This is a genomic window from Paenibacillus sp. FSL H7-0737 (assembly GCF_000758545.1).
Classification (GTDB): Bacteria; Bacillota; Bacilli; order Paenibacillales; family Paenibacillaceae; genus Paenibacillus_AQ.
This window is the reverse complement of sequence record NZ_CP009279.1, coordinates 6,100,597-6,127,317: the sequence shown is the minus strand read 5'-3', so window position 1 is coordinate 6,127,317 and position 26,721 is coordinate 6,100,597. Positions and strand designations below refer to the sequence as shown.

The 26,721-nt window shown below is 44.5% G+C and carries 31 protein-coding genes and 1 other annotated feature; all 31 genes read left to right on the top strand.

Going from position 1 to position 26,721, the window contains the following annotated elements; all coding sequences use genetic code 11:
• Positions 1 to 13: 13 nt before the first annotated feature.
• The 31 genes from rlmB to rplN all read left to right on the top strand — a co-directional run bounded on the left by rlmB (position 14) and on the right by rplN (position 26,685).
• Positions 14 to 778 (top strand): 23S rRNA (guanosine(2251)-2'-O)-methyltransferase RlmB, encoded by a 765-nt coding sequence (rlmB, locus tag H70737_RS26870; RefSeq protein WP_042192191.1) that lies wholly within the window; start codon positions 14 to 16, stop codon positions 776 to 778.
• 2 nt (positions 779 to 780) lie between these two features.
• The gene (locus tag H70737_RS26865) at positions 781 to 1,302 is read left to right on the top strand and encodes an NYN domain-containing protein (protein ID WP_042192189.1); all 522 of its coding nucleotides are present in this window, start codon (positions 781 to 783) and stop codon (positions 1,300 to 1,302) included.
• 158 nt (positions 1,303 to 1,460) lie between these two features.
• Positions 1,461 to 2,105: an RNA polymerase sporulation sigma factor SigH gene (gene sigH / locus H70737_RS26860; RefSeq protein WP_036680496.1), complete on the top strand. Its 645-nt coding sequence runs from the start codon at positions 1,461 to 1,463 to the stop codon at positions 2,103 to 2,105.
• Positions 2,106 to 2,496: 391 nt separating this feature from the next.
• The gene (rpmG, locus tag H70737_RS30520; protein ID WP_076099620.1) at positions 2,497 to 2,646 is read left to right on the top strand and encodes a 50S ribosomal protein L33; all 150 of its coding nucleotides are present in this window, start codon (positions 2,497 to 2,499) and stop codon (positions 2,644 to 2,646) included.
• 20 nt (positions 2,647 to 2,666) lie between these two features.
• Positions 2,667 to 2,858, top strand: a complete 192-nt coding sequence (gene secE, locus H70737_RS26855) for a preprotein translocase subunit SecE (protein WP_036680497.1) — start codon at positions 2,667 to 2,669, stop codon at positions 2,856 to 2,858.
• A 21-nt stretch (positions 2,859 to 2,879) separates the two neighbouring features.
• Positions 2,880 to 3,413, top strand: coding sequence for a transcription termination/antitermination protein NusG (gene nusG, locus H70737_RS26850; RefSeq protein WP_036680499.1), 534 nt, complete (start codon positions 2,880 to 2,882; stop codon positions 3,411 to 3,413).
• A gap of 75 nt (positions 3,414 to 3,488) precedes the next feature.
• Positions 3,489 to 3,914 (top strand): 50S ribosomal protein L11, encoded by a 426-nt coding sequence (gene rplK, locus H70737_RS26845; RefSeq protein ID WP_042131235.1) that lies wholly within the window; start codon positions 3,489 to 3,491, stop codon positions 3,912 to 3,914.
• An 82-nt stretch (positions 3,915 to 3,996) separates the two neighbouring features.
• A complete protein-coding gene (rplA, locus tag H70737_RS26840; protein WP_036680504.1) occupies positions 3,997 to 4,689 on the top strand; it encodes a 50S ribosomal protein L1 in 693 nt (230 codons plus the stop codon).
• Positions 4,690 to 4,756: 67 nt separating this feature from the next.
• Positions 4,757 to 4,909: a sequence feature (ribosomal protein L10 leader region), on the top strand.
• A 64-nt stretch (positions 4,910 to 4,973) separates the two neighbouring features.
• Positions 4,974 to 5,477: a 50S ribosomal protein L10 gene (gene rplJ, locus H70737_RS26835; RefSeq protein ID WP_042192187.1), complete on the top strand. Its 504-nt coding sequence runs from the start codon at positions 4,974 to 4,976 to the stop codon at positions 5,475 to 5,477.
• Between the two features lie 66 nt (positions 5,478 to 5,543).
• Positions 5,544 to 5,903, top strand: coding sequence for a 50S ribosomal protein L7/L12 (gene rplL, locus H70737_RS26830; protein ID WP_036680508.1), 360 nt, complete (start codon positions 5,544 to 5,546; stop codon positions 5,901 to 5,903).
• 211 nt (positions 5,904 to 6,114) lie between these two features.
• The gene (locus tag H70737_RS26825) at positions 6,115 to 6,714 is read left to right on the top strand and encodes a class I SAM-dependent methyltransferase (RefSeq protein ID WP_042192184.1); all 600 of its coding nucleotides are present in this window, start codon (positions 6,115 to 6,117) and stop codon (positions 6,712 to 6,714) included.
• Positions 6,715 to 7,137: 423 nt separating this feature from the next.
• On the top strand, positions 7,138 to 10,683 hold the full coding sequence (gene rpoB / locus H70737_RS26820; RefSeq protein ID WP_042131231.1) for a DNA-directed RNA polymerase subunit beta: 3,546 nt from the start codon (positions 7,138 to 7,140) through the stop codon (positions 10,681 to 10,683).
• Positions 10,684 to 10,797: 114 nt separating this feature from the next.
• Positions 10,798 to 14,409 carry a DNA-directed RNA polymerase subunit beta' gene (gene rpoC, locus H70737_RS26815; RefSeq protein ID WP_042192182.1) on the top strand — a complete coding sequence of 1,204 codons (3,612 nt, stop codon included), beginning with the start codon at positions 10,798 to 10,800 and terminating at the stop codon, positions 14,407 to 14,409.
• A gap of 179 nt (positions 14,410 to 14,588) precedes the next feature.
• A complete protein-coding gene (locus H70737_RS26810) occupies positions 14,589 to 14,840 on the top strand; it encodes a ribosomal L7Ae/L30e/S12e/Gadd45 family protein (protein WP_042131229.1) in 252 nt (83 codons plus the stop codon).
• A gap of 133 nt (positions 14,841 to 14,973) precedes the next feature.
• The gene (gene rpsL / locus H70737_RS26805; protein WP_036680518.1) at positions 14,974 to 15,393 is read left to right on the top strand and encodes a 30S ribosomal protein S12; all 420 of its coding nucleotides are present in this window, start codon (positions 14,974 to 14,976) and stop codon (positions 15,391 to 15,393) included.
• Between the two features lie 44 nt (positions 15,394 to 15,437).
• Entirely contained in the window at positions 15,438 to 15,908 is a 471-nt protein-coding gene (rpsG, locus tag H70737_RS26800; protein ID WP_036680520.1) for a 30S ribosomal protein S7, read from the top strand.
• Between the two features lie 47 nt (positions 15,909 to 15,955).
• Positions 15,956 to 18,034: an elongation factor G gene (gene fusA / locus H70737_RS26795; protein WP_042192180.1), complete on the top strand. Its 2,079-nt coding sequence runs from the start codon at positions 15,956 to 15,958 to the stop codon at positions 18,032 to 18,034.
• A 109-nt stretch (positions 18,035 to 18,143) separates the two neighbouring features.
• Complete coding sequence (tuf, locus tag H70737_RS26790; protein WP_042192178.1) at positions 18,144 to 19,334, top strand: elongation factor Tu; 1,191 nt, start codon at positions 18,144 to 18,146, stop codon at positions 19,332 to 19,334.
• A gap of 259 nt (positions 19,335 to 19,593) precedes the next feature.
• On the top strand, positions 19,594 to 20,943 hold the full coding sequence (locus H70737_RS26785; RefSeq protein WP_042192176.1) for a globin-coupled sensor protein: 1,350 nt from the start codon (positions 19,594 to 19,596) through the stop codon (positions 20,941 to 20,943).
• A 226-nt stretch (positions 20,944 to 21,169) separates the two neighbouring features.
• Positions 21,170 to 21,478 (top strand): 30S ribosomal protein S10, encoded by a 309-nt coding sequence (gene rpsJ / locus H70737_RS26780; RefSeq protein ID WP_017692074.1) that lies wholly within the window; start codon positions 21,170 to 21,172, stop codon positions 21,476 to 21,478.
• Positions 21,479 to 21,520: 42 nt separating this feature from the next.
• On the top strand, positions 21,521 to 22,144 hold the full coding sequence (rplC, locus tag H70737_RS26775; protein WP_076286852.1) for a 50S ribosomal protein L3: 624 nt from the start codon (positions 21,521 to 21,523) through the stop codon (positions 22,142 to 22,144).
• A 25-nt stretch (positions 22,145 to 22,169) separates the two neighbouring features.
• On the top strand, positions 22,170 to 22,793 hold the full coding sequence (gene rplD / locus H70737_RS26770) for a 50S ribosomal protein L4 (RefSeq protein ID WP_042192174.1): 624 nt from the start codon (positions 22,170 to 22,172) through the stop codon (positions 22,791 to 22,793).
• Complete coding sequence (gene rplW / locus H70737_RS26765) at positions 22,793 to 23,086, top strand: 50S ribosomal protein L23 (RefSeq protein ID WP_036680537.1); 294 nt, start codon at positions 22,793 to 22,795, stop codon at positions 23,084 to 23,086. The genes rplD and rplW overlap by 1 nt, the downstream gene beginning before the upstream one ends.
• A gap of 27 nt (positions 23,087 to 23,113) precedes the next feature.
• Positions 23,114 to 23,944, top strand: coding sequence for a 50S ribosomal protein L2 (rplB, locus tag H70737_RS26760; RefSeq protein ID WP_042192171.1), 831 nt, complete (start codon positions 23,114 to 23,116; stop codon positions 23,942 to 23,944).
• Between the two features lie 76 nt (positions 23,945 to 24,020).
• A complete protein-coding gene (rpsS, locus tag H70737_RS26755) occupies positions 24,021 to 24,299 on the top strand; it encodes a 30S ribosomal protein S19 (RefSeq protein ID WP_036652940.1) in 279 nt (92 codons plus the stop codon).
• Positions 24,300 to 24,332: 33 nt separating this feature from the next.
• Positions 24,333 to 24,665, top strand: a complete 333-nt coding sequence (gene rplV, locus H70737_RS26750; RefSeq protein ID WP_036680546.1) for a 50S ribosomal protein L22 — start codon at positions 24,333 to 24,335, stop codon at positions 24,663 to 24,665.
• Positions 24,666 to 24,678: 13 nt separating this feature from the next.
• The gene (gene rpsC / locus H70737_RS26745) at positions 24,679 to 25,344 is read left to right on the top strand and encodes a 30S ribosomal protein S3 (RefSeq protein ID WP_042192169.1); all 666 of its coding nucleotides are present in this window, start codon (positions 24,679 to 24,681) and stop codon (positions 25,342 to 25,344) included.
• A gap of 2 nt (positions 25,345 to 25,346) precedes the next feature.
• Complete coding sequence (gene rplP, locus H70737_RS26740; RefSeq protein WP_042131224.1) at positions 25,347 to 25,781, top strand: 50S ribosomal protein L16; 435 nt, start codon at positions 25,347 to 25,349, stop codon at positions 25,779 to 25,781.
• Positions 25,771 to 25,968, top strand: a complete 198-nt coding sequence (rpmC, locus tag H70737_RS26735; RefSeq protein WP_019908232.1) for a 50S ribosomal protein L29 — start codon at positions 25,771 to 25,773, stop codon at positions 25,966 to 25,968. Before rplP ends, rpmC begins: the two co-directional genes overlap by 11 nt.
• 43 nt (positions 25,969 to 26,011) lie before the next feature.
• Positions 26,012 to 26,278: a 30S ribosomal protein S17 gene (gene rpsQ / locus H70737_RS26730; protein ID WP_042131223.1), complete on the top strand. Its 267-nt coding sequence runs from the start codon at positions 26,012 to 26,014 to the stop codon at positions 26,276 to 26,278.
• Between the two features lie 38 nt (positions 26,279 to 26,316).
• The gene (gene rplN / locus H70737_RS26725) at positions 26,317 to 26,685 is read left to right on the top strand and encodes a 50S ribosomal protein L14 (RefSeq protein ID WP_036680556.1); all 369 of its coding nucleotides are present in this window, start codon (positions 26,317 to 26,319) and stop codon (positions 26,683 to 26,685) included.
• The last annotated feature ends 36 nt before the right edge of the window (positions 26,686 to 26,721 follow it).

Here is a 26,721-nt window from a genome sequence, read left to right as displayed (position 1 = left end):
AGGAGAAGTGAACATGGAAGAAGATTTGAAGACAGAAGAGGAAATATTGGCTGGGAAGCATTCAGTGCTTGAGGCGCTTCGTGCGGGTCGTACATTAAATAAAATATGGATTGCAGAAACGGCTCAGAAGCATCTGACCGCACCAATCGTCGCTGAAGCACGTAAAGCGGGGATTGTCATTCAGCATGTGGACAAGCGTAAGCTGGATCAACTTGCTCCTGGAGTTCAACATCAGGGGGTAGTTGCTCAAGCCGCACCTTTTGCCTATGTCGAGGTAGATGATCTGCTGGCTGCAGCTAAAGCCAAAGGAGAGCCTGCATTCTTGATTTTGCTGGATGAGATTGAAGATCCTCATAACCTTGGGTCCATTCTGCGGACAGCAGATTGTACTGGAGTGCATGGAGTAATCGTACCTAAACGTCGTTCGGCTCAGATTACTGCTACCGTCTCCAAAACATCGGCGGGTGCCGTGGAATATGTTCCGGTTGCGCGGGTCACTAACCTAGGTCAGACCATTGATCGTCTGAAAGAGCAGGGAGTCTGGGTAGTAGGTACGGATGTGGATACAGATCAGAATCTGTTTGGATCCAATATTTTCACAGGACCGGTAGCTGTTGTAATCGGTAATGAGAATAAAGGGATGGGACGCCTGATTCGTGAAAAATGTGATGTATTACTTAAGCTGCCGATGGCCGGAAAGATCAATTCATTAAATGCCTCTGTCGCCGCAGGAGTCATTATGTATGAAGTGGTACGCCTTCGGCAACAGCAGGGATAACTATGGCCGACTGGCGCGATGTGCTGCTTGTGGACGGGTACAATATGATCGGTGGCTGGCCGGAACTAGCGGCACTGTCCCAGATTGGTATGCAGGAAGCACGCGACCGCTTGATGGATTTGCTGGCTGATTACCAGGCTTACTCAGGACGACGAGTTATTGCTGTGTTTGATGCATACCGCGTTCCAGGATTGGGTCGGTCATTTGTCCAGGGCAAAGTCCAGGTGTTTTTCACCAAGGAAAAAGAAACCGCAGATGAATGCATCGAGCGATTGGTTGGGGAATTTAGCAACCGACGTCGGCAGATCTATGTTGCAACGAGTGACTTTGTGGAGCAACATATCATTTTCGCCCAAGGTGCACTGCGGATTTCTGCAAGAGAATTGCACCTAGAAATTGAAGAGAACCAGAAACAAGTGAAAAAAGCTATCGAACCGGGAAGTATCAGCTCTACACGTCATTCTTTGGAAGACAAACTGCCTCCTGATGTGCGGAATAAACTGGAAAATTGGCGTAGGCAGTGACAAGAGGAAAGATTTAGGTAATATTTTTATTCCATTTTATGCTATTCCAGATTGTTTTTGGACAAATCCGGTTGACGGTGTAAGGTAACATAATATATACTGATCCTATATTTCGCGAAGTAACGATGTGTCTTGCGTTGCAGCCGGGGGGATTCTTGGTGAGTGTCGACCTCAAGGAAATAATGCTATCCGAGTATGATTTCATAAGTGATGAAGATATTGTCGAGGCTTTCCGTGGTGGCGACAGTGGCGCATTGGAACACTTAATTAATAAATACCGTAATTTTGTACGTGCTAAAGCCCGCTCTTATTTCTTGATCGGGGCAGATCGTGAAGATATTGTTCAAGAAGGAATGATTGGTCTATATAAGGCTATTCGTGACTTTAAAGGTGACAAGCTCTCTTCATTCAAGGCTTTTGCTGAGCTCTGCATAACACGTCAGATTATAACTGCTATTAAGACGGCCACGCGTCAGAAGCATATTCCGCTCAATTCTTATGTTTCTTTGGATAAGCCCATTTATGATGAAGATTCCGACCGGACGCTTATGGATGTCATTTGTGGAACTCAGGTACTAGATCCAGAAGAGCTAATTATCAATCAAGAAGAATTCATTGGACTTGAAGATAAGATGGCGGAGATTTTAAGTGACCTAGAGCGTAAGGTTCTGATGTTGTATTTAGACGGACGATCTTATCAGGAAATTGCTGAAGATCTGAAGCGGCATGTGAAATCTATTGACAACGCTTTACAACGAGTAAAGCGGAAATTAGAAAGATATCTAGAAGTGCGTGACAATTAATGATATAATGAACACAAGAGGGCTCGTACATCGAGTTCTTTTTTTTAGTCTCATGAAATTGCTTAGATAGAATTAGGAGCTAACACCATAAATTTCTATTTGAGTCGATTTTAGTTGTTGCCGTTGAGGGTAGGTTTATACACAGTCGGAATGCCCCATAATGATAAGGAAGACAGCGAAGTGTGAGGAAGAGATAGACCCAAGGACAGGGTACGGCCATATGACTATAACACCCGAAATTACCCAGTGCAGAACGGAATTCTTTCGTTGACACAGACCTTGACATTATGCTAAAGTGTTTTAGGTAGGCCTAAATTCGCGGCTTTTTTTAGGATCAATATTTACGTCTTCTAATTGTATTGTTAGAAGGACGTCTCGGGAGGTGCACATCATGCGGGTAATTATCACTTTGGCTTGTACAAGTTGCAAACAAAGAAACTATGCGACTACCAAAAACAAGCGAAATCACCCCGACCGCATGGAGATGAAGAAATTTTGCAAGTATTGTAACTCGCAAACTCCTCATCGCGAAACCAGATAGTCTGTGGAGGTGTAGTCGGCATGAAACGTAGTTTCAAGTCTATGTTTTCCTTTTTCACTGAGAGCTGGAGTGAACTCAAAAAAGTTCGCTGGCCAAGTCGTAAAGAATTGACCAACTATACATTGATCGTTCTCGGTACAATTGTAGTTGTCGCTATTTACTTCTGGGTTCTGGACATCGGTATTTCCGCTGTGATTGAAGCGATTATTTAGAGAGGTCCCAGGTGGCTTGATATGGAAAAAAGATGGTATGTCGTTCATACCTATTCTGGGTATGAGAATAAGGTCAAAGCCAATTTGGAAAAGCGCGTTGAGTCCATGGGCATGGAAGACAAAATATTCCGCGTTCTTGTTCCTATGGAAGAAGAAATCGTAAACAAAGACGGTAAGAAAAAAACCGTTATGCGTAAAGTTTACCCGGGTTATGTTTTGGTGGAAATGGTTCAGACTGATGATTCCTGGTATGTTGTCCGCAATACTCCGGGCGTTACTGGATTTGTTGGTTCGACAGGCTCAGGGTCTAAACCAACAGCTTTGCTTCCGGAAGAGGTAGAACAAATTCTGAAGCATATGGGCATGGTTGAACCTAAAGCGAAGATTGATTTCGAAATCAAGGAATCCGTACGTATTATGGTTGGTCCGTTTGCGAATTTTGTGGGATCCGTGGAAGAAATTTTGGCTGACAAGAGCAAGATCAAAGTGCATGTGAACATGTTTGGACGGGAAACCCCGCTAGAGTTGGATTTCACTCAAGTGGAGAAAATATAACATAAGCTAAGGGTTTCTTGTGGGAGAGCGCCAATGGCGTTCGAAGACCACTATTTTTGCAAGGAGGTGTCACTCATGGCTAAAAAAGTTATTAAAATGGTGAAACTGCAGATTCCTGCAGGGAAAGCGAATCCAGCGCCTCCAGTAGGTCCGGCGTTAGGTCAAGCAGGTGTCAACATCATGGCATTCTGTAAGGAATTTAATGCTCGTACTGCCGACCAGGCTGGCTTGATCATTCCGGTTGAAATTACAGTATTTGAAGACCGTTCCTTTACGTTCATCACTAAAACTCCTCCGGCTGCTGTTCTGCTTCGCATCGCTGCTAAAGTAGAAAAAGGATCCGGCGAACCAAACAAGAAAAAAGTAGCAAAAATCGGCCGCGCTGCGGTTCGTGAAATTGCTGAAACAAAAATGCCAGACCTTAACGCTGCATCTGTAGAAGCTGCAATGCGTATGGTTGAAGGTACTGCTCGCAGTATGGGTATCACAATCGAAGACTAGTAGTTTTCGAAGAATCGGTCATTCGTGACCCGCAAGTATGTGGGAGGAATTTCCGCTAACACCACAAAGGAGGAACATTTTCATGGCTAAACATGGTAAGAAATACCAAGAAGCTGCTAAGCTGATCAACAGCGAAGCAACTTACGAGCCTTCAGAAGCTGTAGAGCTTGTGAAAAAGGCAGCGACTGCAAAATTCGACGAAACCGTTGAAGCAGCAGTTCGTCTGGGTGTAGACCCGCGTAAACAAGACCAAGCAGTTCGTGGTGTTGTTGTCCTGCCTCACGGCACTGGTAAAACACAACGCGTGCTTGTATTTGCAAAAGGTGAAAAAGCGAAAGAGGCAGAAGCTGCTGGCGCGGATTTTGTTGGTGATCAAGACATGATCAACAAAATTCAACAAGGCTGGTTTGAATTTGATGTCTGCGTAGCTACACCTGATATGATGAGTGAAGTCGGTAAACTGGGTCGTCTGCTTGGTGGTAAAGGTCTTATGCCTAACCCTAAAGCTGGCACAGTTACATTCGATGTTTCCAAGGCTGTGCAAGAAATCAAAGCCGGTAAAATCGAATATCGTCTTGACAAAGCAGGTCAAATTCACGCGCCAATCGGCAAAGTGTCCTTTGATGCTGCACAATTGAACGATAACCTTAAAGCTCTTATCGACGCTTTGAACCGTGCGAAACCAGCTGCTGCTAAAGGTGTATACCTTAAAGGCATCTCGATTTCTTCCACAATGGGTCCTAGCGCTCGTGTGAACACAACCGTCTTCAGATAAATAAGGGTTGACTCTTTGGGTCAATTTTGATAATCTATAACAGTTGTGAAACTTAAGGTATCAATCTTAACCTTGAATATGCTTACCGTAGACAGTAGGTGCCTTAGTGCTTAATTCCCTACCGAGGTGTTGTGATAGAAACAAGAAGTAACGAGCTCGCTCGTATAACTTTCGTTTTATCAAGCCTTCGTGATTCTGCGGAGGCTTTTCTAATGCCTGCGTAGGAGCGGTGATGCTTTCCTTGGAAAGGACGCCGACACATAAATTTTCAGGAGGTGTATACATTGGCAAATGCAAAAGTAATTCAAGCAAAACAGGATGCGGTTGACGTTGTTACTGCGAAACTGCAAAACAGTCTTTCGACTGTTGTAGCGGACTATCGTGGATTGAACGTTTCCCAAGTGACTGAACTGCGTAAGCAACTTCGTGAAGCTGGCGTTGAGTTTCAAGTCCTGAAGAACACATTGCTACGTCGCGCAACTGCTGCGGCTGAGTTGACTGAGTTGGATGAAGTTTTGACTGGTCCAACAGCTATCGCATTCAGCACAACTGATGCAGTAGCTCCAGCTAAAATTTTGAACGATTTCGCCAAGAAAAACGACGCTTTGAAATTGAAAGGCGGCGTAGTAGAAGGACGTGTCATCGACGCGGACCAATTGAAAGCACTGGCTGAGCTTCCATCCCGCGATGGTTTGCTGTCCATGCTGCTTAGCGTACTTCAAGCTCCAATGCGCAACTTCGCGCTTGCAGTTAAAGCTGTTGCTGAAAAAGAAGAACAAAGCGCGTAAGCCTTTGGCTCTTACAGCATAAATCAATACCACAAACAAATTTAAATTATAAATGGAGGTTCAATCATGAGTAAAGAAGCAATCTTGGAAGCAATTAAAGGCATGAGCGTATTGGAACTGAACGACCTGGTTAAAGCAATTGAAGAAGAATTCGGCGTAACAGCAGCAGCTCCAGTAGCAGCTGGCGGTGCGGTAGCAGCAGTAGCTGAAGAGCAATCCGAATTTGACGTAATTTTGACTGGCGCTGGCGCTTCCAAAATCAACGTTATCAAAATCGTTCGCGAAATCACAGGCCTTGGCTTGAAAGAAGCTAAAGACCTTGTAGACAACGCACCAAAAGCAATCAAAGAAAAAGTAAGCAAAGACGAAGCCGAAGCTACTAAAGCAAAATTGGAAGAAGCAGGCGCAGCTGTAGAAGTGAAGTAATTCCTTCTATACTGAAAACCCCTTGAACTTGTTCAAGGGGTTTATTTTATAAAATTATAAGAAAGTATAAGTTTCACATTATACTTTATCTTTATATTTCTCGCTTGAACGCTTACCGTCCTTATAAGGACATCAGAGGCGTTTATGCTTGATAGAGTTAGTAGGGTTGTGTGAATACAAACTATTAACATAAAGGAAAGGGAGGATAGAGATGTCGCAACATTATTATTCGCAGCAACCGGAAGTGCGTCATGACAGACGTACCATCGACACCGTTCTAAGAGGCAAAAGCTTTCGTTTCACAAGTGATGCAGGTGTGTTCTCTAAAGGAGACATCGATTACGGTAGTCGAGTTCTCATTGAAGCTATGGATATTCCGGACGGTTCAGCAGTGCTTGATGTGGGTTGCGGATATGGACCGATAGGCATAAGTGCAGCATACCTAGCCCCCAAAGGGCAAGTTACGATGATTGATATTAATAGTCGTGCGGTAGAACTTGCGCGTGAAAATGCCCAGCACAATGGAATCCGGAATGTTACGGTAATGGAAAGCGATGTGCTCGGCGCATTGAATGAACAACAAAAGTTCGATGTGATTCTTACCAATCCTCCGATACGTGCAGGAAAAGCTGTAGTGCATCAGATTTTTGAAGAAGCTTATGAGCATTTAAATGAGGGTGGATTTCTGTGGATTGTCATTCAGAAGAAGCAGGGCGCTCCATCAGCGGTAGCTAAACTTGAAAGCTTGTTCTCAAATGTAGAAGAAGTGGGCAAAGATAAAGGTTATCGTATTATTAAAGCTCAAAAATAAAAATCAATAGGTTATTGACATGTGATAGTGATAATGGTATTATTATAAAATGTCAGTATTAAGATAGGCTCCATGTCTTTAGTTTGCTGAAAATGTCAAGCGATATATTGTCGCCGGCTAGCGCAAGCCGTACGGCAAGTTTTTTGCGAATTGGTTCTCTATGCTCTGGCGTAGCGAGTGTTACGCGGTAATAGATAATAGCGCATAAACTGTTGCTTGGTGACGTATAATATGTACGTTTTGGGCAAATCTACTGGATAAGGAGTATTTTGGTCATGGATAAGTGCGCTCTTTTTTCGAAGATTTCGATAAGGGCTTTTCTTTTATTTATGACTGAATCCTTGTAGTATGGTTCCATTATACGGTTCCAAACAAGGGTTCGCAATCAATTTTTAAGTGAGTAGACATGAGGGGTGAGTAAAGTTGGCAGGACATCTTGTTCAGTATGGTCGACGCACTCGGCGGAGCTATGCGAGAATTAACGAGGTACTCGAGGTCCCGAACCTGATCGAGATCCAACAAAAATCTTATGATTGGTTTTTGGAGGAAGGATTGCGGGAAATGTTTCAGGACATCTCGCCGATCCAGGATTTCACAGGTAATTTGGTACTAGAGTTCATTGATTACAGCCTGGGTGAACCAAAATATACGGTTGACGACGCTAAAGAGCGGGACGTGACGTATGCGGCTCCTCTGCGTGTAAAGGTGCGGCTCATTAATAAGGAGACCGGTGAGGTCAAAGAGCAGGAAGTGTTCATGGGAGATTTCCCGCTGATGACGGAGACCGGCACTTTTATTATTAACGGTGCGGAACGGGTTATTGTCAGCCAGTTGGTTCGCTCTCCAAGCGTCTATTTCAGCACAAAAGTGGATAAGAACGGCAAAAAAACCTACACCGCCACAGTAATCCCGAACCGCGGAGCCTGGTTGGAACTTGAGACCGACGCTAAGGATATTATGTATGTTCGTATCGATCGGACTCGTAAAATTCCTGTTACCGTACTTTTGCGTGCTCTCGGTTTCGGTAGTGATGCCGAAATTCTGGAATTGCTTGGCAATGATGAATATATTCGCAATACGCTGGATAAAGACAACACGGACTCCACGGAGAAGGCGCTTATTGAAATTTATGAGCGTTTGCGTCCGGGCGAACCGCCGACACTAGACAATGCCAAAAGTTTGCTGGTCGCGCGTTTCTTTGATCCAAAACGCTACGACCTAGCTAATGTAGGCCGTTACAAAATCAATAAAAAGCTACACATTAAGAACCGTCTTTTCAATCAACGTCTTGCTCAGCCTTTGGTTGACGAAGCTACAGGAGAAATCCTGGCTGAGTCCGGTCAAATGGTCGATCGCAGACTGCTTGATGAATTGATTCCTTACTTCGAAAAGAATGTTGCCTTTAAGAACTACCGTGTTACTGGTGGGGTTATGGACAGCGAAGATATTCCTCTTCAAACGATTGACGTATTCTCGCCAATTGAAGAAGGTCGGGTTATTAAGCTGATCGCTAACGGCAACATCGACAAGTCTGTTAAGCACATTACTCAAGCTGATATTATATCCTCGATCAGCTACTTTATTAATTTGCTTCACGGAATTGGTAATACCGATGATATTGACCATCTGGGTAACCGTCGTCTGCGTTCTGTGGGTGAACTTCTGCAGAATCAGTTCCGTATCGGTTTGTCCCGTATGGAGCGCGTTGTGCGTGAAAGAATGTCGATTCAGGATGCTAATGCAATTACGCCTCAAGCTCTGATCAATATTCGTCCGGTTATCGCGTCCATTAAAGAGTTCTTCGGTAGCTCCCAGCTGTCTCAGTTTATGGACCAGACGAACCCACTTGCGGAACTTACGCATAAACGTCGTCTGTCTGCACTCGGACCCGGTGGTTTGACACGTGAACGCGCGGGCTTTGAAGTTCGTGACGTCCATCACAGTCACTACGGCCGGATGTGTCCAATTGAAACGCCGGAAGGTCCGAACATTGGATTGATCAACTCCTTGTCCACCTTTGCTCGTATCAACGAGTACGGCTTTATCGAAGCTCCGTATCGTTGGGTAGATCCAAAGACAGGTAAGGTAACTGAACAAATCGATTATCTGACTGCTGATGAGGAAGATAATTATGTAGTTGCTCAGGCTAACGTATTGATCGATGAAGATGGCTCCTTTAAGGAAGACATGGTAATCGTTCGTTACAATAAAGACTCTGACAACATTACAACAATGCCAAGTAATCGTGTAGATTACATGGACGTTTCGCCTAAACAGGTCGTATCCGTCGCTACGGCGCTCATTCCGTTCCTTGAGAACGATGACTCCAACCGCGCTCTGATGGGATCTAACATGCAGCGTCAAGCCGTTCCACTTCTAATTCCTAAAGCTCCGTTGGTCGGAACAGGGATGGAACATAAATCCGCTAAGGATTCTGGCGTATGTGTTGTTTCTAAATATGACGGTATTATCGAACGCTCTTCAGCTAATGAAATTTGGCTGCGCCGGGTTGAAACTGTCGAAGGCAAAGAAGTTAAAGGCGATATCGTTAAATATAAATTACACAAATTTATGCGTTCTAACCAAGGTACCTGTATTAACCAACGTCCTCTGGCTAAAAGAGGGGATATTGTTAAGAAGGGTGACATCCTGGCGGACGGTCCTTCTACAGAAATGGGCGAACTTGCTCTTGGTCGTAACGTAGTCGTTGCGTTCATGACTTGGGAAGGTTACAACTACGAGGATGCGATCCTGTTAAGTGAAAAGCTAGTTAAGGAAGATGTATACACTTCGATTCATATCGAGGAATACGAATCCGAAGCTCGTGACACTAAACTGGGACCTGAAGAAATCACACGTGATATTCCAAACGTGGGTGAAGAAGCTCTGCGCAATCTTGATGAGCGTGGAATTATCCGCATCGGTGCGGAAATCAGTGCTGGTGACATTCTAGTTGGTAAGGTTACTCCTAAGGGTGTAACTGAATTGACTGCAGAAGAGCGTCTCCTACACGCTATCTTTGGTGAGAAGGCTCGTGAAGTACGGGATACCTCTTTACGCGTTCCTCACGGTAGTGATGGTATTATCGTTGACGTTAAAGTATTTACACGTGAGAACGGCGATGAGCTGCCTCCTGGCGTAAATCAATTGGTTCGTGTGTACATCGCTCAGAAACGTAAGATTTCTGAAGGTGACAAAATGGCCGGACGTCACGGTAACAAGGGTGTCGTTGCTCGTATCCTGCCAGAAGAAGATATGCCGTTCCTTCCGGACGGTACGCCGGTACAGGTTGTTCTTAACCCTCTAGGCGTTCCTTCTCGTATGAACATCGGACAGGTGCTTGAGGTCCATATTGGTATGGCCGCATTGCGTCTGGGAATTCACATTGCAACGCCGGTATTCGACGGAGCACGTGAGTACGACGTATTTGATACGATGGAAGAAGCTGGCATGCAGCGTAATGGTAAGACTGTATTGTACGATGGTCGTACAGGTGAACGCTTCGAACGTGAAGTTACTGTCGGTGTCATGCATATGATCAAACTGGCGCACATGGTTGATGATAAGATTCACGCCCGTTCAACAGGACCTTACTCACTAGTTACGCAACAGCCACTGGGTGGTAAAGCTCAGTTTGGTGGACAGCGTTTCGGGGAGATGGAAGTGTGGGCGCTTGAAGCTTACGGTGCTGCATATACATTGCAAGAAATTTTGACTGTAAAATCCGATGACGTGGTTGGTCGCGTGAAGACGTACGAATCCATTGTCAAAGGTGAAAATGTACCGGAACCAGGTGTTCCTGAGTCGTTCAAGGTATTGATCAAAGAACTGCAGTCCCTGGGTATGGATGTTAAGATTCTTAGCGGTGACGAGCAGGAAATTGAAATGAGAGAATTGGACGATGAGGACGAGACGTCAGGCGACAAGCTGAGCCTCAATTTAGAAGGCGCAGAAGTCGGAGTAGAATAATCACGTTGGAGCTTTTGAGTTCCATTTTATAAAGGACCGCGCCCTCTTTTGATGTAACAGTCAGAGGAGGGCAAAGCGGTACTAAATCAGGATTAGGTTAAGGAGGGTTGCTCCTTGTTGGACGTTAACAATTTTGAATTTATGAAAATCGGACTCGCTTCTCCGGAGAAGATTCGTTCATGGTCCCGCGGAGAAGTTAAGAAACCGGAAACCATTAACTATCGTACATTGAAACCGGAAAAAGAGGGTCTTTTCTGTGAGCGTATCTTTGGACCGCAAAAAGACTGGGAATGTCATTGCGGTAAATACAAACGTGTCCGTTATAAGGGCGTAGTCTGCGACCGTTGTGGCGTTGAAGTTACTCGTGCTAAAGTTCGTCGTGAACGTATGGGTCACATTGAATTGGCTGCTCCGGTATCTCATATCTGGTACTTCAAAGGTATCCCAAGCCGTATGGGTTTGGCACTAGATATGTCTCCAAGATCACTTGAAGAGATTATCTACTTCGCTTCGTATGTTGTAACTGACCCAGGTGAAACACCACTGGAAAAGAAACAACTTCTATCCGAGAAAGAATATCGTAGCTACCGTGAAAAATACGGTTACGGATTCCAAGCGGGCATGGGTGCTGAAGCTGTTAAGAAGCTTCTTCAAGACATCGACATCGAAAAAGAGCTGGAATTCCTCAAAGAAGAACTGCGTACGGCCCAAGGCCAACGTCGTAACCGGGCGATCAAACGTCTGGAAGTCATTGAAGCATTCCGTAACTCAGGCAACAAACCTGATTGGATGATCATGGATGTTCTTCCGGTTATACCTCCGGAGCTTCGTCCGATGGTTCAATTGGATGGTGGCCGTTTTGCTACGTCTGATTTGAACGATCTTTATCGTCGTGTTATTAACCGGAACAACCGTCTGAAAAGACTGCTGGATCTTGGTGCGCCTGACATTATCGTGCAGAACGAGAAACGGATGCTACAGGAAGCTGTCGATGCTCTCATCGATAACGGCCGTAGAGGACGTCCGGTAACGGGTCCTGGTAACCGTCCATTGAAATCTCTCAGCCACATGCTGAAAGGTAAACAAGGACGTTTCCGTCAGAACTTGCTCGGTAAACGGGTTGACTACTCTGGTCGTTCCGTTATCGTTGTAGGACCGTACCTCAAGATGTATCAGTGCGGACTTCCTAAGAAAATGGCGCTAGAATTGTTCAAGCCTTTTGTCATGAAGGAATTGGTTAATAAGGGCCTAGCCCACAACATAAAGAGCGCAAAACGTAAAGTTGAGCGTGTAAGTCCTGAAGTATGGGATGTACTTGAAGAAGTAATCAGAGAGCACCCAGTACTTCTAAACCGCGCACCAACACTTCACCGTCTCGGTATCCAAGCTTTTGAACCGATTTTGGTGGAAGGTCATGCTATTCGTCTTCACCCACTCGTATGTACGGCTTATAACGCCGACTTTGACGGTGACCAAATGGCGGTGCACGTTCCTCTGTCAGCAGAAGCTCAAGCGGAAGCACGTATTCTCATGCTTGCATCCGGTAATATCTTGAACCCTAAAGACGGAAAACCGGTTGTAACACCTTCCCAGGATATGGTCCTTGGTACTTTCTACCTGACCATGGACAACAAGGAAGAAAAAGGATCAGGTATGATTCTGCGTACCGTAAATGAAGCTGTATCAGCTTACCAACGCGGAACTGCAGGTCTTCATGCTCGTGTAGCTATTCCAGTTAAAGCACTAGGTAAGACTTGCTTTACGGAAAAACAACAAGGCGCAATGTTGATTACTACGATCGGTAAGATTATCTTTAATGAAATTTACCCAAGTAGTTTCCCTTATATCAATGAAGCGACTAAGACTAACTTGCTGCATGGCACGCCAGAGAAATACTTTATCTATGAAAAAGGCGCAGATATTCGCGAGCTGATTGAATCCGCTCCTGAAGCCAGCGCTGTAGGTAAAGAATATCTGGGTCTGATTATCGCACGTTGTTTTGAAACTTATCATACGACCAAAACCTCTATGATTTTGGATAAAATTAAACAACTCGGCTTTACTTACTCCACACGTTCCGGTGTTACCGTTGCTGTGTCGGATGTTATCGTGCCTGAGGAGAAAGTTACGATCCTGAAAGAGTCCGAAGCTAAGGTAGATGTGGTTGCTAACCAATATCGCCGTGGTCTGATCACTAATGACGAACGGTACGACCGCGTTATTGAGATCTGGTCGAAGACGAAGGATGATCTTACGAACATCCTGCTTAAATCCATGGACCGTTTCAACTCAATCATGCTCATGGTTGACTCCAAAGCGCGGGGTAACAAATCGCAGATCACTCAGCTGGGTGGTATGCGTGGTCTGATGGCAACACCTTCGGGTCGGATTTTCGAATTGCCAATTAAAGCGAACTTCCGTGAAGGTCTTACGGTCTTGGAGTACTTTATCTCCACTCACGGAGCGCGTAAAGGTCTTGCCGATACCGCACTTCGTACTGCTGACTCCGGTTACTTGACTCGTCGTCTCGTTGACGTAGCTCAGGACGTTATCGTCCGTGAGGAAGATTGTGGAACGGATAAAGGATTTACAGTTAGTCGTATTCAGGATGGCAAAGAGGTTATTGAGGATCTGTATGACCGTATTGAAGGTCGTTACTGCTTCGAGACTGTTCGTCATCCGGAAACAGGCGAAATCATTGTTCACCGCAACGATTTGATTGACTCCGATAAAGCGGAAGCAATCGTAGACGCTGGTGTAACTAAGCTACAAATCCGATCTGTACTAAGCTGCCGTGCTCGTCATGGTGTTTGTAAGAAATGTTACGGTCGTAACTTGGCAACTGGTAAACACGTTGAGATCGGTGAAGCGGTTGGTATTATCGCTGCACAATCTATCGGTGAACCAGGAACCCAGCTTACAATGCGTACGTTCCATACCGGCGGTGTTGCCGGTGATGACATCACGCAAGGTTTGCCGCGTATTCAAGAGTTGTTTGAAGCCCGTAACCCTAAAGGTCAGGCTACAATCAGTGAGATCGATGGTGTAATCAAGGAAATCCGTGAAACTAAGGATCGTCGTGAAATCGAAGTTCAAGGTGAAGCAGAATCCAAGACTTATTCCATTACTTATGGATCACGTCTACGTGTCAGCGAAGGCCAAGAAATTGAAGCCGGCGATGAGTTGACAGACGGTTCGATTGACCCTAAAGAAATGCTGCGAATCAAAGGGATCCGTGGGGTACAAAACTACATTCTGCAAGAAGTTCAGCGTGTATATCGTAACCAGGGCGTTGAGATCAATGATAAGCACATTGAAGTTATGATCAAACAAATGCTTCGGAAGATCCGTATCATTGATGCAGGTGACACAAGTCTGTTACCAGGCGCGTTTGCGGATATTCATGAATATGAAGCTGCTAATAAGGAAGCCATCTTGTCAGGTAAAGAGCCTGCAGTTGCTAAACCGGTCTTACTCGGTATTACCAAGGCATCTCTTGAGACAGATTCCTTCTTATCCGCTGCATCTTTCCAAGAAACTACTCGTGTCTTAACAGACGCTGCTATCAAAGGTAAAGTAGATAAGTTGCTTGGACTCAAAGAAAATGTTATTATCGGTAAGTTGATTCCTGCAGGTACTGGTATGAATCGTTACCGTAATGTTAAGCTAAGTGATCCAAATGCAGAAAGCGCGCTTGAATCTTTAGAGCCGGTTCCTGCTGAATAAATTAGCAAACATGGTAGTGAACTCGTGTCATACCTAATCATAGGTGTGACACGAATATCTGCTGTGTATAATATTCATAAAAATTATTGCTGAATTTCTTGACACCATCTATTGATAATGCTAAAATGTCTAAGGTGCGTGAGTAGCCATGTTATCCTTGTTCATTGGAGGTAATGATTATGACTGATGATAGAGGACTACAGGATGCTCAGGTCAAGATCGGTACCAAACAAACCGTCAAGGCGGTAGAGTTGGGCCAAGCTGCAGAAGTCTATGTGGCAGAGGACGGAGATCAAAGGCTTACTTCCAGGATAGTTATGCTTTGTAACAAACAAGGTGTTAAGATCACATACGTGGATACGATGCTGAATTTGGGCAAGGCCTGCGGAATAGAAGTTGGCGCTGCGATGGCAGCCGTCTTAAAACAATAGCTACGGAAATGTTTTTGTACTGGGGTGAACTCCAGCGGCAAGAACTTTTCATTTGTCTTTTTATGAACCGCCTGGGTCTGTGGGCTTAGAGTTCTTAAATCGGCTATCATTTCAGGAAGGGGGTGGCAACAACATGCCAACAATTAACCAATTGGTTCGTAAAGGCCGTCAAGCCAAAATCGAAAAATCTAAATCTCCCGCTCTTCAAAAAGGGTATAACGCCCTCAAGCGTGAGGCTACAAATTTGAGCGCTCCGCAAAAACGCGGTGTGTGCACTCGTGTTGGTACTATGACTCCACGTAAACCAAACTCAGCGCTTCGTAAATATGCCCGTGTTCGTTTGACGAACCGTCTCGAGGTAACAGCTTATATCCCGGGTATCGGACATAACTTACAAGAGCACAGTGTTGTATTACTTCGCGGAGGTAAAGTAAAGGACCTTGCAGGGGTTCGTTACCATATCGTTCGTGGTGCATTGGATACAGCAGGTGTAGCTAACCGGATGCAAGCTCGTTCTAAATACGGTGCTAAACGTCCTAAAGCTAAGAAATAAGAAAAAATTCTAGAATAATAAACATTTAAGAAAGGGGGATATCCATGCCACGCAAAGGTCCAGTTACTAAGAGAGACGTATTGCCAGATCCGTTGTATAATAGCAAGTTGGTTACTCGTTTGATTAACCGCATTATGCTGGGTGGTAAAAGAGGTGTCGCTCAAAGCATTCTGTACAATTCATTCAAATTGATTGAAGAACGTACGGGTAAAGATCCGATGGAAGTTTTCGAAGCTGCCATCAAGAATATCATGCCGGTTTTGGAAGTCAAAGCTCGTCGTGTCGGTGGTGCTAACTATCAAGTACCTATCGAGGTTAAACCAGAGAGACGTACTGCTCTGGGATTACGTTGGCTCGTAAACTACTCTCGCAACCGCGGTGAGAAGACGATGGAAGAGCGTTTGGCGGCTGAGATCATCGACGCTTCCAACAACACAGGCGCTTCTGTTAAGAAACGCGAAGATACACACAAAATGGCTGAAGCAAACAAAGCGTTCGCTCACTACCGTTGGTAGGATTAAGGTCATTCAAATAACTTATATTTTGAAGGGAGATCCATTTCATGGCTAGAGAGTTCTCCTTAAAAAATACACGTAATATCGGGATCATGGCGCATATTGATGCTGGTAAAACAACTACCACAGAGCGGATTCTTTTCTATACAGGCCGTACGCACAAAATCGGTGAAGTTCACGAGGGTGCTGCTACAATGGACTGGATGGAGCAAGAACAAGAGCGCGGAATCACGATTACGTCCGCTGCTACGACTGCTGCGTGGAAAGGTCACCGCATCAATATCATTGATACCCCAGGACACGTTGACTTCACTGTTGAAGTTGAACGTTCCCTGCGTGTATTGGATGGGGCAGTAGGTGTATTTAGTGCAAAAGAGGGCGTTGAGCCTCAGTCTGAAACCGTATGGAGACAGGCTGACCGTTATAACGTTCCACGTATTGCATATGTGAACAAAATGGACATTATCGGTGCGGATTTCCTTAACGTAATCGAAACTATGCGTGATCGCCTTCAAGCCAATGCAGTTGCTATTCAATTGCCAATTGGTGCAGAAAGTGATTTCACTGGTATTATCGACCTTGTTGAGCAAAAAGCACACATGTTCAGAGATGATCTAGGCCAAAACATCGAAGTAACGGATATTCCGGAAGAATATTTGGCCAAAGTTGAGGAGCTGCGTCTCGAGTTGATCGAGAAAGTTGCTGAACTTGATGAAGATCTGACTATGAAGTACCTGGAAGGCGAAGAAATTACAGTTCCGGAAATTAAAGCTGCACTGCGCAAAGGCGTAGTTGAAGTTAAATTGTTCCCTGTAATTGTTGGATCCTCCTACCGTAACAAAGGGATTCAGCTTATGCTGGATGCTGTTGTTGATTACTTGCCATCTCCTCTTGACGTTCCAGCTATCACTGGACATCTTGATGATGGAACTGAAGCAGTTCGTCATTCTTCGGATGAAGAACCGTTTGCAGCTTTGGCATTTAAAATCATGACTGACCCTTATGTAGGTAAACTTACGTTCTTCCGTGTATACTCTGGTATTCTAGAGTCCGGATCTTACGTAGTTAATGCTACTAAGAACAAGCGTGAACGTATTGGTCGTATCCTTCAAATGCATGCTAACAGCCGTCAAGAGATTTCCATCGTGTATTCTGGCGACATCGCTGCAGCAGTTGGTTTGAAAGACACCAGTACAGGTGATACACTGTGTGATGAGAAGCATCCAGTAATTCTGGAATCAATGAACTTCCCTGATCCAGTTATCGAAATCGCTGTTGAACCAAAAACAAAAGCTGACCAAGATAAATTGGGCGTTGCTCTCGGTAAGTTGACTGAAGAGGATCCAACTCTTCGTGCTCATACTGATGAAGAAACAGGCCAAACTATCCTGGCTGGTATGGGTGAACTTCACTTGGACATCATCATCGACCGTATGCGTCGTGAGTTCAAAGTAGAAACCAATGTGGGTAAACCACAGGTTGCTTACCGCGAAACGTTCAAGGCACCTGCTCGCGTCGAAGGTAAATTTGTACGCCAATCTGGTGGTCGTGGTCAATACGGTCACGTATGGGTTGAATTTGAACCCCTCGAGCCAGGTACTGGTAGCAAATTCGAAAGTAAAGTTGTCGGTGGCTCGGTTCCTAGAGAGTACATCGCTCCTGCACTTGCGGGTATCGAAGAACAAATGAAAAACGGCGTACTTGCAGGCTTCCCGCTTGTAGACGTTAAAGCTACCATCGTTGATGGTTCTTACCATGATGTCGATTCCAACGAAATGGCATTTAAAATTGCCGGTTCGATGGCGCTTAAAGCAGCTAAAGACAAGTGTAAACCTGTCCTGCTTGAGCCAATCATGAAAGTAGAAGTAACTGTTCCTGAGGAATATATGGGTGATGTTATGGGTATGCTGAACTCCCGCCGTGGCCGTATCGAAGGTATGGATTCCCGTGGTGGAGCGCAAATTATCCGTGCTAAGGTGCCTCTTTCCGAAATGTTCGGATACTCTACAACTCTTCGTTCTGGTACTCAAGGACGTGGCGTATTCTCAATGGAGCTTTCTCACTATGAAGAAGTTCCTAAATCCATTGCGGAAGAGATCGCTGCTAAGAACAAAGGCGGAGAATAATTACTAGTTTTAACTTGCCGTCCGAGTATAATTACTCAGTCATCTAAGATAAACATATATGCGGGCGGCTCAAATATAAGGAACCCCACATTAAGGAGGAACTGTTCAAATGGCAAAGGCAAAGTTTGAACGTAACAAACCGCACGTTAACATCGGTACTATTGGTCACGTCGACCATGGTAAAACGACTCTGACTGCTGCAATCACTACTGTATTGTCCAAAACTTACGGTGGCGCAGCTATCGCATTCGATCAAATCGACAAAGCTCCTGAAGAGCGCGAACGTGGTATCACAATCTCCACTTCCCACGTTGAATATGAAACTCCTAACCGTCACTACGCTCACGTAGACTGCCCTGGTCACGCCGACTATGTTAAAAACATGATCACTGGCGCAGCGCAAATGGACGGAGCTATCCTGGTTGTATCCGCAGCTGATGGCCCTATGCCACAAACTCGCGAGCACATCCTGTTGTCCCGTCAAGTAGGTGTTCCATACATCGTTGTTTTCTTGAACAAATGCGACATGGTTGAAGACGAAGAGTTGTTGGAATTGGTTGAAATGGAAGTTCGTGACTTGCTGAGCGAGTATGACTTCCCAGGCGATGACACTCCAATCATTCGTGGTTCTGCTCGTGAAGCTCTTCAAAACCCAGAAGGCGAATATGCTAAGAAGATTGTTGAAATGTTCGAAACAATCGACGAGTACATTCCACTTCCAGAGCGTCAAACTGACAAACCATTCTTGATGCCTGTCGAAGATGTATTCTCCATCACTGGCCGCGGTACTGTGGCAACTGGTCGCGTAGAACGCGGAACAGTTAAAGTCGGAGAAGAAATCGAAATCGTTGGTATTCACGAAGAAACTAAGAAATCCGTAGTTACGGGCGTAGAAATGTTCCGTAAATTGCTGGATTCCGCTCAAGCGGGCGACAACATCGGAGCTTTGCTTCGTGGTGTAGACCGTACAATGATCGAGCGTGGCCAAGTATTGGCTAAACCGAACTCTGTTAAACCACACACTGAGTTCACTGCTCAAATCTACGTTTTGACTAAAGAAGAAGGCGGACGTCACAAACCATTCTTCACTGGTTACCGTCCACAGTTCTACTTCCGTACAACTGACGTAACTGGCATCATCAACTTGCCAGAAGGTACTGAAATGGTTATGCCTGGTGACAACATCACTGTAACTGTTGCTTTGATCTCCCCTATCGCTATTGAAGAAGGTACTAAATTCTCCATTCGCGAAGGTGGACGTACAGTTGGAGCAGGTAGCGTAGCTTCCATCCAAAAATAAATTCGTTTCTATCTGCGGGTAGACTCTGAATCATAGTGCCCCGGATTCTTCTTGCGGAGAATCCGGGGCTTTTTGTTATTTTATAGGATAAACCATCTTAAATTCGACAATATACGATAAAATAAGTATGAAATTTCGAATAATTCTACAAAATTCAACAAAATTCAACGATAAATTGTTTACAATTTTAATAATCATAGAGTAAAATGAAAGGAAGGTAATATTGTAAAAAAATAGTAATTGAGGGGAGAGTGATAACATGGGAAAATGTCCTTTTTCATTCATGCATGCTATAACATCACGTAATAATAACGAGGATTCTCACACCCCTAATTTGATAGAACATAAACACCAGACTAAGCGTACTGAAGATTTTTTTCATACTCTTGAGGGTTATGACGAACTCAATGAGCAAATGAGAATGATTGATCTATCTGAATCAGATTTGAACTTATTACGTAGGGTAAAGCCTAGCGTTGAAAAGAATATAGACTATATAATTGATCAATTTTATAATTCGGTATTAGGTGTGGATAAACTCGAAGCCATTATATTGGAGCATAGTAGTATCGAGAGGTTGAAAACAACACTCCGCGAGCATATCGTTGAAATTTTTGATGGCAAAGTTGATGAAGAATACATAGCAAAGCGAATGAAGATTGCTAATATTCATAAAAGAGTAGGACTTGAGCCTAAATGGTACTTATCCGCTTTTCAAAATCTTCAGAACGTTTTTATACAAGTTATCTATAATGAGACACATGATGACAATACACGTTTACATGTAGTTAAGACCGTAACTAAGCTGCTTAACCTTGAACAACAACTTGTCCTGGAGGAATACGAGAAGGAGAACGTCAAAGAGAAGGAACAGCAATACCTTTTGGTTAAAAATGAATTAAAGCAGAAAATTGCTGAATTCAGCAGCGAGTTAATAGATTTTAGTATCGACACAAATGCCGCTGTGAAGCAGCTAGTAGCAAGTAGCAATGAAGTGAGTAGAACATTCCAACGTACAGCTACATCCGCTGTAGAGTCGCAGGGGTTGGCTACAGATGGACATGAGCATTTGGATAGCTTAACAGGACAGATTAATCTTATTTATCAAAGTACTAGTGAAATGGAACATTCAGTCCACGAATTAAGCAATTCCTCTAAACAAATTCAAAAAATCGTAAACTCAGTTAAAGATATTGCAGATCAAACTAAAATTCTTTCACTTAATGCAACGATAGAAGCCGCTAGAGCCGGAGTGCATGGTAGAGGGTTTAGTGTAGTTGCTCAAGAAGTTAGTCGGTTGGCAGAGGATACGAAGAATACTGTAATTCAGATCGTAGAGCTGACTTATAAATCGGGAAGTCTCACACAACAAGTCGTTGAGGAGATACGTAAGGTACAAGAGCTAACCAAAAGTGGGAAACATCAATCCGTTGAGACTAGTCTTTTGTTTTCCGAAATTGTAGAGGCGATGAGGAGTAGCACACAAGAGATTGTTATAGTAGAAGAAGAAATAAGAACATTGATTCAGACAATAGAGGGAATTGGGTCAGCAACAGCACAGACTGCGGAGTCAGCTGAGATTTTTAAGTCTGCCACTGCGAATCTTTAACCTATATAATAGTAATAAAGCAACGCATGAAAAAAATATGCGTTGTTTTGTTATTTTAGCTTGCAATACTGCTGCCTATTATATATAATAATAAATGTTGTTCTGAGACGTTGCGATGATGTGAGAGGTTACTGACACACCCGGCCCCTTTGCCATGAGGTCGACGTCAGAAAATTTTCACGGAGTATGTCCGATAATAAATTGGGCGATAGAAGGAGGGACTAAAATGGCAAAGCAAAAAATTCGTATTCGCTTGAAAGCATACGACCACAGAATTCTTGATCAATCCGCAGAGAAAATCGTTGAAACTGCAAAACGTTCGGGTGCTGGTGTATCTGGACCGATTCCGTTGCCAACTGAGAAGCAAATCATTACTATTCTCCGTGCGGTACACAAGTACAAGGATTCCCGTGAACAGTTTGAACAACGGACTCACAAACGTTTGATCGATATTGTGAACCCAACACCACAAACTGTGGATGCCTTGATGCGCTTGGATCTACCGTCCGGTGTAGATATCGAAATCAAATTGTAATTCTATTTTTAGCAACTTAGGAAAAGAAAAGAGGTGTCAACATTGAAAGGTATCTTAGGAAAAAAACTCGGTATGACTCAAGTGTTTACTCCAGAAGGTAACGTAATTCCTGTTACTGTTATCGAAGCAGGCCCTTGTGTAGTACTGCAAAAGAAAGACCTGAATATCGACGGATATGAAGCAGTGCAATTGGGATTTTCTGATAAAAAAGAAAGTCGCTCCAATAAGCCTGAACAAGGTCACGCCAAAAAGGCAAATGCAACACCTAAGCGCTACGTTCGTGAAATTCGCGGTGTTGACCTCGGGTCTCTCGAGGTTGGACAAGAACTGAAGGCTGATATTTTTGCTGAGGGCGAATTTGTTGACGTAACTGGCACATCTAAAGGTAAAGGTTTCCAAGGTAACATCAAACGTTGGGGACAAAGCCGCGGACCAATGGCACACGGATCGCGTTACCACAGAAGACCGGGTTCCATGGGTTCTATCCAAGCTAACCGTGTTCCGAAGGGCAAACGCCTCCCAGGACATATGGGTCACACGACTATCACGGTTCAAAAGCTTGAAATCATCAAGGTTGACGTTGAACGTAACGTATTGCTGGTTAAAGGCGCTATCCCAGGTCCTAAAAACAGCTTCGTGAAAGTTAAACAAACCGTTAAGAAATAATTACCTAAGAAAGGAGGAACATGAAATGCCAAAAGTAACACTTTTTAATATTAGTGGCAACGAAGTTGGTGAAGTAGAACTGAGCGATACAGTATTCGGTATTGAACCGAATGAGCACGTTCTACACGAAGCTGCGCTTATGCAAAGAGCTTCCCTTCGTCGTGGTACACACAAAGTAAAAGGACGTTCTGAAGTTCGTGGCGGTGGACGTAAGCCTTGGAAACAAAAAGGTACAGGTCGCGCTCGTCAAGGATCCATTCGTTCTCCACAATGGAAAGGCGGCGGCGTTGTCTTCGGACCAACACCACGTAGCTATTCCTGGAAATTGCCTAAGAAGGTTCGTCGTTTGGCGATCAAATCCGCTTTGTCCTCGAAAGTACTCGAGAATGACATTATCGTATTGGATAGCTTGACAATGAATGCTCCGAAGACGAAAGAATTCGCAGCAATCTTGAACAACCTGAAAGTGGAACGCAAAGCTTTGATCGTAGCTACTAGCTATGATGATAACGTAGCACTTTCCGCTCGTAACATCCCTGGGGTGAAATTCGTAGCGGCTGACGGCATTAATGTTCTTGACGTACTGACGTACGACAAACTGATCATCACTAAAGAAGCAGTTCTGAAGGTAGAGGAGGTGTTCGCGTAATGAAAGATCCTCGTGATATTATCAAACGTCCGGTGATTACGGAACGTACTTCCGACTACATGAGCGAAATGAAATACGCTTTTGAAGTGGATATCCGTGCTAACAAAACCGAAATCAAAAAAGCTGTCGAGGCTATTTTCAAAGTAAAAGTAACTAATGTGAACACAATGCGCGTGCCTGGCAAACTGAAACGTTATGGTAAATATTCTGGTTACACTCCAGAGTGGAAAAAAGCCATCGTTAAGCTTAGCCCGGACAGCAAACCGCTTGAATTTTTTGAAGCGGTAGAATAATACTCTTAAAGTAAGGAGGAAACTATAGTGCCAATCAAAAAGTACAAACCGACCTCTCCGGCAAGACGCCATATGTCTGTGTCTACGTTTGAAGAAATCACAACAAACCAGCCAGAGAAATCGTTGCTTTCTCCGCTGTTCAAACATGCGGGACGCAACAACCAAGGTAAAATTACGGTTCGTCACCATGGCGGCGGACACAAACGTAAATACCGTATTATCGACTTCAAACGGACTAAAGACGGCATACCAGGTAGCGTTGCTACAATCGAGTATGACCCGAACCGTACATCTAATATTGCTTTGATCCACTATGCTGATGGAGAGAAACGTTATATCATCGCTCCTAAAGGCCTAAAAGTTGGGGATAAAGTAGAGTCCGGCCCGACAGCCGACATCAAAATTGGTAACAGTCTTGCGCTGGAGAACATCCCAGTGGGTACAGTTATCCACAACATTGAGTTGAAACCAGGTAAAGGCGGACAATTGGTTCGTGCTGCTGGTACAGAAGCTCAATTGCTTGGTAAAGAAGAAAAATACTGTTCCGTTCGTTTGTCATCCGGTGAGGTTCGTAAGATCCTTAGCGTATGCCGTGCAACTATCGGTTCCGTAGGTAACGAAGATCATGAATTGATCAAAATCGGTAAAGCTGGACGTAGTCGCTGGCTGGGCCGTCGCCCTGAAGTACGCGGTGTAGTAATGAACCCGAACGATCACCCACACGGTGGTGGTGAAGGCCGCGCTCCAATCGGACGTAAATCGCCTATGTCTCCATGGGGTAAACCAACCCTTGGTTACAAAACGCGTAAGAAAAACAAGGCATCTGATAAATATATCGTTCGCCGCCGCACAAAATAAGACGCTTCTGGCAAGTTAATAAAGCGCGAAGCGTCGATTCGCGGTTTGAAGAACCGGATGAAGGGAGGATTCACACATGGGTCGCAGTTTAAAGAAGGGGCCGTTTATCGATGGCTACCTGCTTAAAAAAGTTGAGGAACTGAACGAGGCTGAAAAAAAGGTTGTAGTTAAAACTTGGTCCCGTCGCTCAACCATTTTCCCTCAGTTTATCGGACATACGTTTGGTGTATATGACGGCCGTAAACACGTGCCTGTATACGTAACAGAAGATATGGTAGGTCACAAGTTGGGCGAGTTCGCGCCAACACGTACTTACAAAGGCCACGCGGGTGACGATAAGAAAACAAGAAGATAATAATAAGGTCTCTGTTTGAAAGGAGGTTAAACAATGGAAGCAAAAGCACATGCAAGATCGGTGCGGATTTCCGCTCGTAAAGCGAAACTGGTTGTTGACTTGATTCGTGGTAAGCAAGTGGGGGAAGCAATTGCTATTCTTCGCCACACTCCGAAATCCGCTTCTCCGGTCGTTGAGAAGTTGCTTAATTCGGCAATTGCGAATGCTGAGCATAACTATTCTTTGGACGTGAACAGTTTGTTCGTTAGCGAGGTTTTCGTTAACCAAGGACCTACTATGAAACGTTTCCGTCCGCGCGCCATGGGCCGCGCAAGTCGGATCAATAAACGCACGAGCCACATTACACTGGTGGTATCTGAGAAATAAGGAGGGATAACACGTGGGTCAAAAGGTAAATCCAATCGGACTCCGGATCGGGATCATTCGCGATTGGGAATCTAAATGGTATGCAGGAAAAGATTTCGGTACTCTTCTAATGGAAGACGTCAAAATCCGGGAATACCTTAAAGGTAAGTTGAAGGATTCCGCTGTTTCCCATATCGAGATCGAAAGAGCGGCTAACCGCGTGAACGTTACAATTCACACTGCTAAACCAGGTATGGTTATTGGTAAGGGCGGAGCAGAAGTAGAAGTACTTCGCAGCGCAGTTACAGCAATCGCTGGTGGCAAAAAAGTACACATCAACATCAATGAAATCAAGCACCCTGAATTGGATGCAATTCTTGTAGCTGAGAGCATTGCTCAACAATTGGAACGTCGTGTATCGTTCCGTCGTGCACTCAAACAAGCGATTCAAAGAACAATGCGTTCTGGCGCAAAAGGGATTAAAACTCAAGTAGGCGGACGTCTTGGCGGAGCTGAGATTGCTCGTTCAGAAGGTTATAGCGAAGGAACAGTTCCACTTCATACGCTTCGTGCCGATATCGATTACGGAACGGCTGAAGCACATACAACTTACGGTCTTATCGGCGTAAAAGTATGGATCTACCGTGGAGAAGTTCTTCCCCCAGCTAAGAAACAAGCTGCTCAGGAAGGAGGCAACTAATCATGTTGGTACCAAAACGCGTAAAACACCGCAAGCAACAACGCGGACACATGAAGGGTATGGCAAAGGGTGGTACTGAATTGAACTTCGGCGAATTCGGCCTGGTTGCAATGGAACCATCTTGGATCACTAACCGTCAGATCGAAGCTGCTCGTATCGCAATGACACGTTATATCAAACGTGGCGGTCAAGTTTGGATCAAGATTTTCCCAGATAAGCCTATTACTCAAAAGCCTCTCGAGGTTCGTATGGGTAGTGGTAAAGGTAACGTTGAGAAATGGGTAGCAGTAGTTAAACCGGGCAAGATTATGTTCGAACTCGGAGGCGTGTCGGAAGAAATCGCTCGTGAAGCGATGCGTCTTGCCGCTCACAAGCTGCCTGTAAAGACTAAGTTTGTGAAACGTGAAGAATTGGGTGGTGAAGCAAATGAAAGCTAATGAACTTCGCAACTTAACCACTGCTGAGATTGAACAAAAGATCGCTGGATTCAAAGAGGAACTTTTTAATCTCCGTTTCCAATTGGCAACTGGCCAACTGGACAACCCGACTCGGATTCGTGACGTGCGTAAGGAAATAGCTCGTGCTAAAACCGTAATCCATCAAAGAGTGCTTGGGATTAGTTAAGTGAGACGGATCTCAGATCCGTATTCAGGAAGGAGGCTAACTAATGAGCGAAGAACGTAATGCACGTAAAGTGCTAATCGGTAAAGTGGTCAGTGATAAAATGGATAAAACCATCGTAGTCGCTGTTGAAACCTATAAGAAGCATAACTTGTACCACAAACGCATCAAGTCTACGAAGAAATTCAAAGCACATGATGAGGAAAACGTTGCGAAAATTGGCGATACCGTAAAAGTCATGGAAACTCGTCCGTTGTCCAAGGACAAACGTTGGAGACTAGTTGAAGTGGTTGAAAAAGCGGTTATCATCTAAGATAATCAAAAGAGTTTTTCCGGAAGGAGGAAATTATAATGATTCAACCATTTACACGCTTGCATGTGGCTGACAACTCTGGTGCGAAGGAACTGATGTGTATCCGCGTACTGGGTGGTACTGGACGCCGTACAGCAGCAATCGGTGATTTGATCGTTTGTTCCGTTAAACAAGCAACACCAGGCGGCGTTGTCAAAAAAGGTGATGTTGTTAGAGCGGTAGTTGTTCGTACGAAACGTTCCGTTCGTCGTAAAGATGGATCTTACATCGCATTCGACGAAAATGCAGCTGTTGTTGTTAAAGACGACAGAAGCCCTCGTGGAACACGTATCTTTGGACCAGTTGCTCGCGAACTTCGCGATAAAGACTACATGAAGATCGTTTCCTTGGCACCGGAAGTAATCTAATAAACACGAGCACCAATAAGTTGAAGGTTAGTTATA

Bases quoted from the DNA above. Each gene is read 5' to 3' on its own strand.
- rplK (WP_042131235.1), top strand. From the start codon at position 3,489: ATGGCTAAAAAAGTTATTAAAATGGTGAAACTGCAGATTCCTGCAGGG.
- rpsG (WP_036680520.1), top strand. From the start codon at position 15,438: ATGCCACGCAAAGGTCCAGTTACTAAGAGAGACGTATTGCCAGATCCG.
- rplL (WP_036680508.1), top strand. From the start codon at position 5,544: ATGAGTAAAGAAGCAATCTTGGAAGCAATTAAAGGCATGAGCGTATTG.
- rplW (WP_036680537.1), top strand. From the start codon at position 22,793: ATGAAAGATCCTCGTGATATTATCAAACGTCCGGTGATTACGGAACGT.
- rplN (WP_036680556.1), top strand. From the start codon at position 26,317: ATGATTCAACCATTTACACGCTTGCATGTGGCTGACAACTCTGGTGCG.
- rpsQ (WP_042131223.1), top strand. From the start codon at position 26,012: ATGAGCGAAGAACGTAATGCACGTAAAGTGCTAATCGGTAAAGTGGTC.
- H70737_RS26865 (WP_042192189.1), top strand. From the start codon at position 781: ATGGCCGACTGGCGCGATGTGCTGCTTGTGGACGGGTACAATATGATC.
- nusG (WP_036680499.1), top strand. From the start codon at position 2,880: ATGGAAAAAAGATGGTATGTCGTTCATACCTATTCTGGGTATGAGAAT.
- tuf (WP_042192178.1), top strand. From the start codon at position 18,144: ATGGCAAAGGCAAAGTTTGAACGTAACAAACCGCACGTTAACATCGGT.
- rpsS (WP_036652940.1), top strand. From the start codon at position 24,021: ATGGGTCGCAGTTTAAAGAAGGGGCCGTTTATCGATGGCTACCTGCTT.
- rpmG (WP_076099620.1), top strand. From the start codon at position 2,497: ATGCGGGTAATTATCACTTTGGCTTGTACAAGTTGCAAACAAAGAAAC.
- H70737_RS26785 (WP_042192176.1), top strand. From the start codon at position 19,594: ATGGGAAAATGTCCTTTTTCATTCATGCATGCTATAACATCACGTAAT.
- rpmC (WP_019908232.1), top strand. From the start codon at position 25,771: ATGAAAGCTAATGAACTTCGCAACTTAACCACTGCTGAGATTGAACAA.
- rlmB (WP_042192191.1), top strand. From the start codon at position 14: ATGGAAGAAGATTTGAAGACAGAAGAGGAAATATTGGCTGGGAAGCAT.
- secE (WP_036680497.1), top strand. From the start codon at position 2,667: ATGAAACGTAGTTTCAAGTCTATGTTTTCCTTTTTCACTGAGAGCTGG.
- rplA (WP_036680504.1), top strand. From the start codon at position 3,997: ATGGCTAAACATGGTAAGAAATACCAAGAAGCTGCTAAGCTGATCAAC.
- rpsL (WP_036680518.1), top strand. From the start codon at position 14,974: ATGCCAACAATTAACCAATTGGTTCGTAAAGGCCGTCAAGCCAAAATC.
- rplP (WP_042131224.1), top strand. From the start codon at position 25,347: ATGTTGGTACCAAAACGCGTAAAACACCGCAAGCAACAACGCGGACAC.
- rplV (WP_036680546.1), top strand. From the start codon at position 24,333: ATGGAAGCAAAAGCACATGCAAGATCGGTGCGGATTTCCGCTCGTAAA.
- H70737_RS26825 (WP_042192184.1), top strand. From the start codon at position 6,115: ATGTCGCAACATTATTATTCGCAGCAACCGGAAGTGCGTCATGACAGA.
- rplD (WP_042192174.1), top strand. From the start codon at position 22,170: ATGCCAAAAGTAACACTTTTTAATATTAGTGGCAACGAAGTTGGTGAA.
- rpsJ (WP_017692074.1), top strand. From the start codon at position 21,170: ATGGCAAAGCAAAAAATTCGTATTCGCTTGAAAGCATACGACCACAGA.
- fusA (WP_042192180.1), top strand. From the start codon at position 15,956: ATGGCTAGAGAGTTCTCCTTAAAAAATACACGTAATATCGGGATCATG.
- H70737_RS26810 (WP_042131229.1), top strand. From the start codon at position 14,589: ATGACTGATGATAGAGGACTACAGGATGCTCAGGTCAAGATCGGTACC.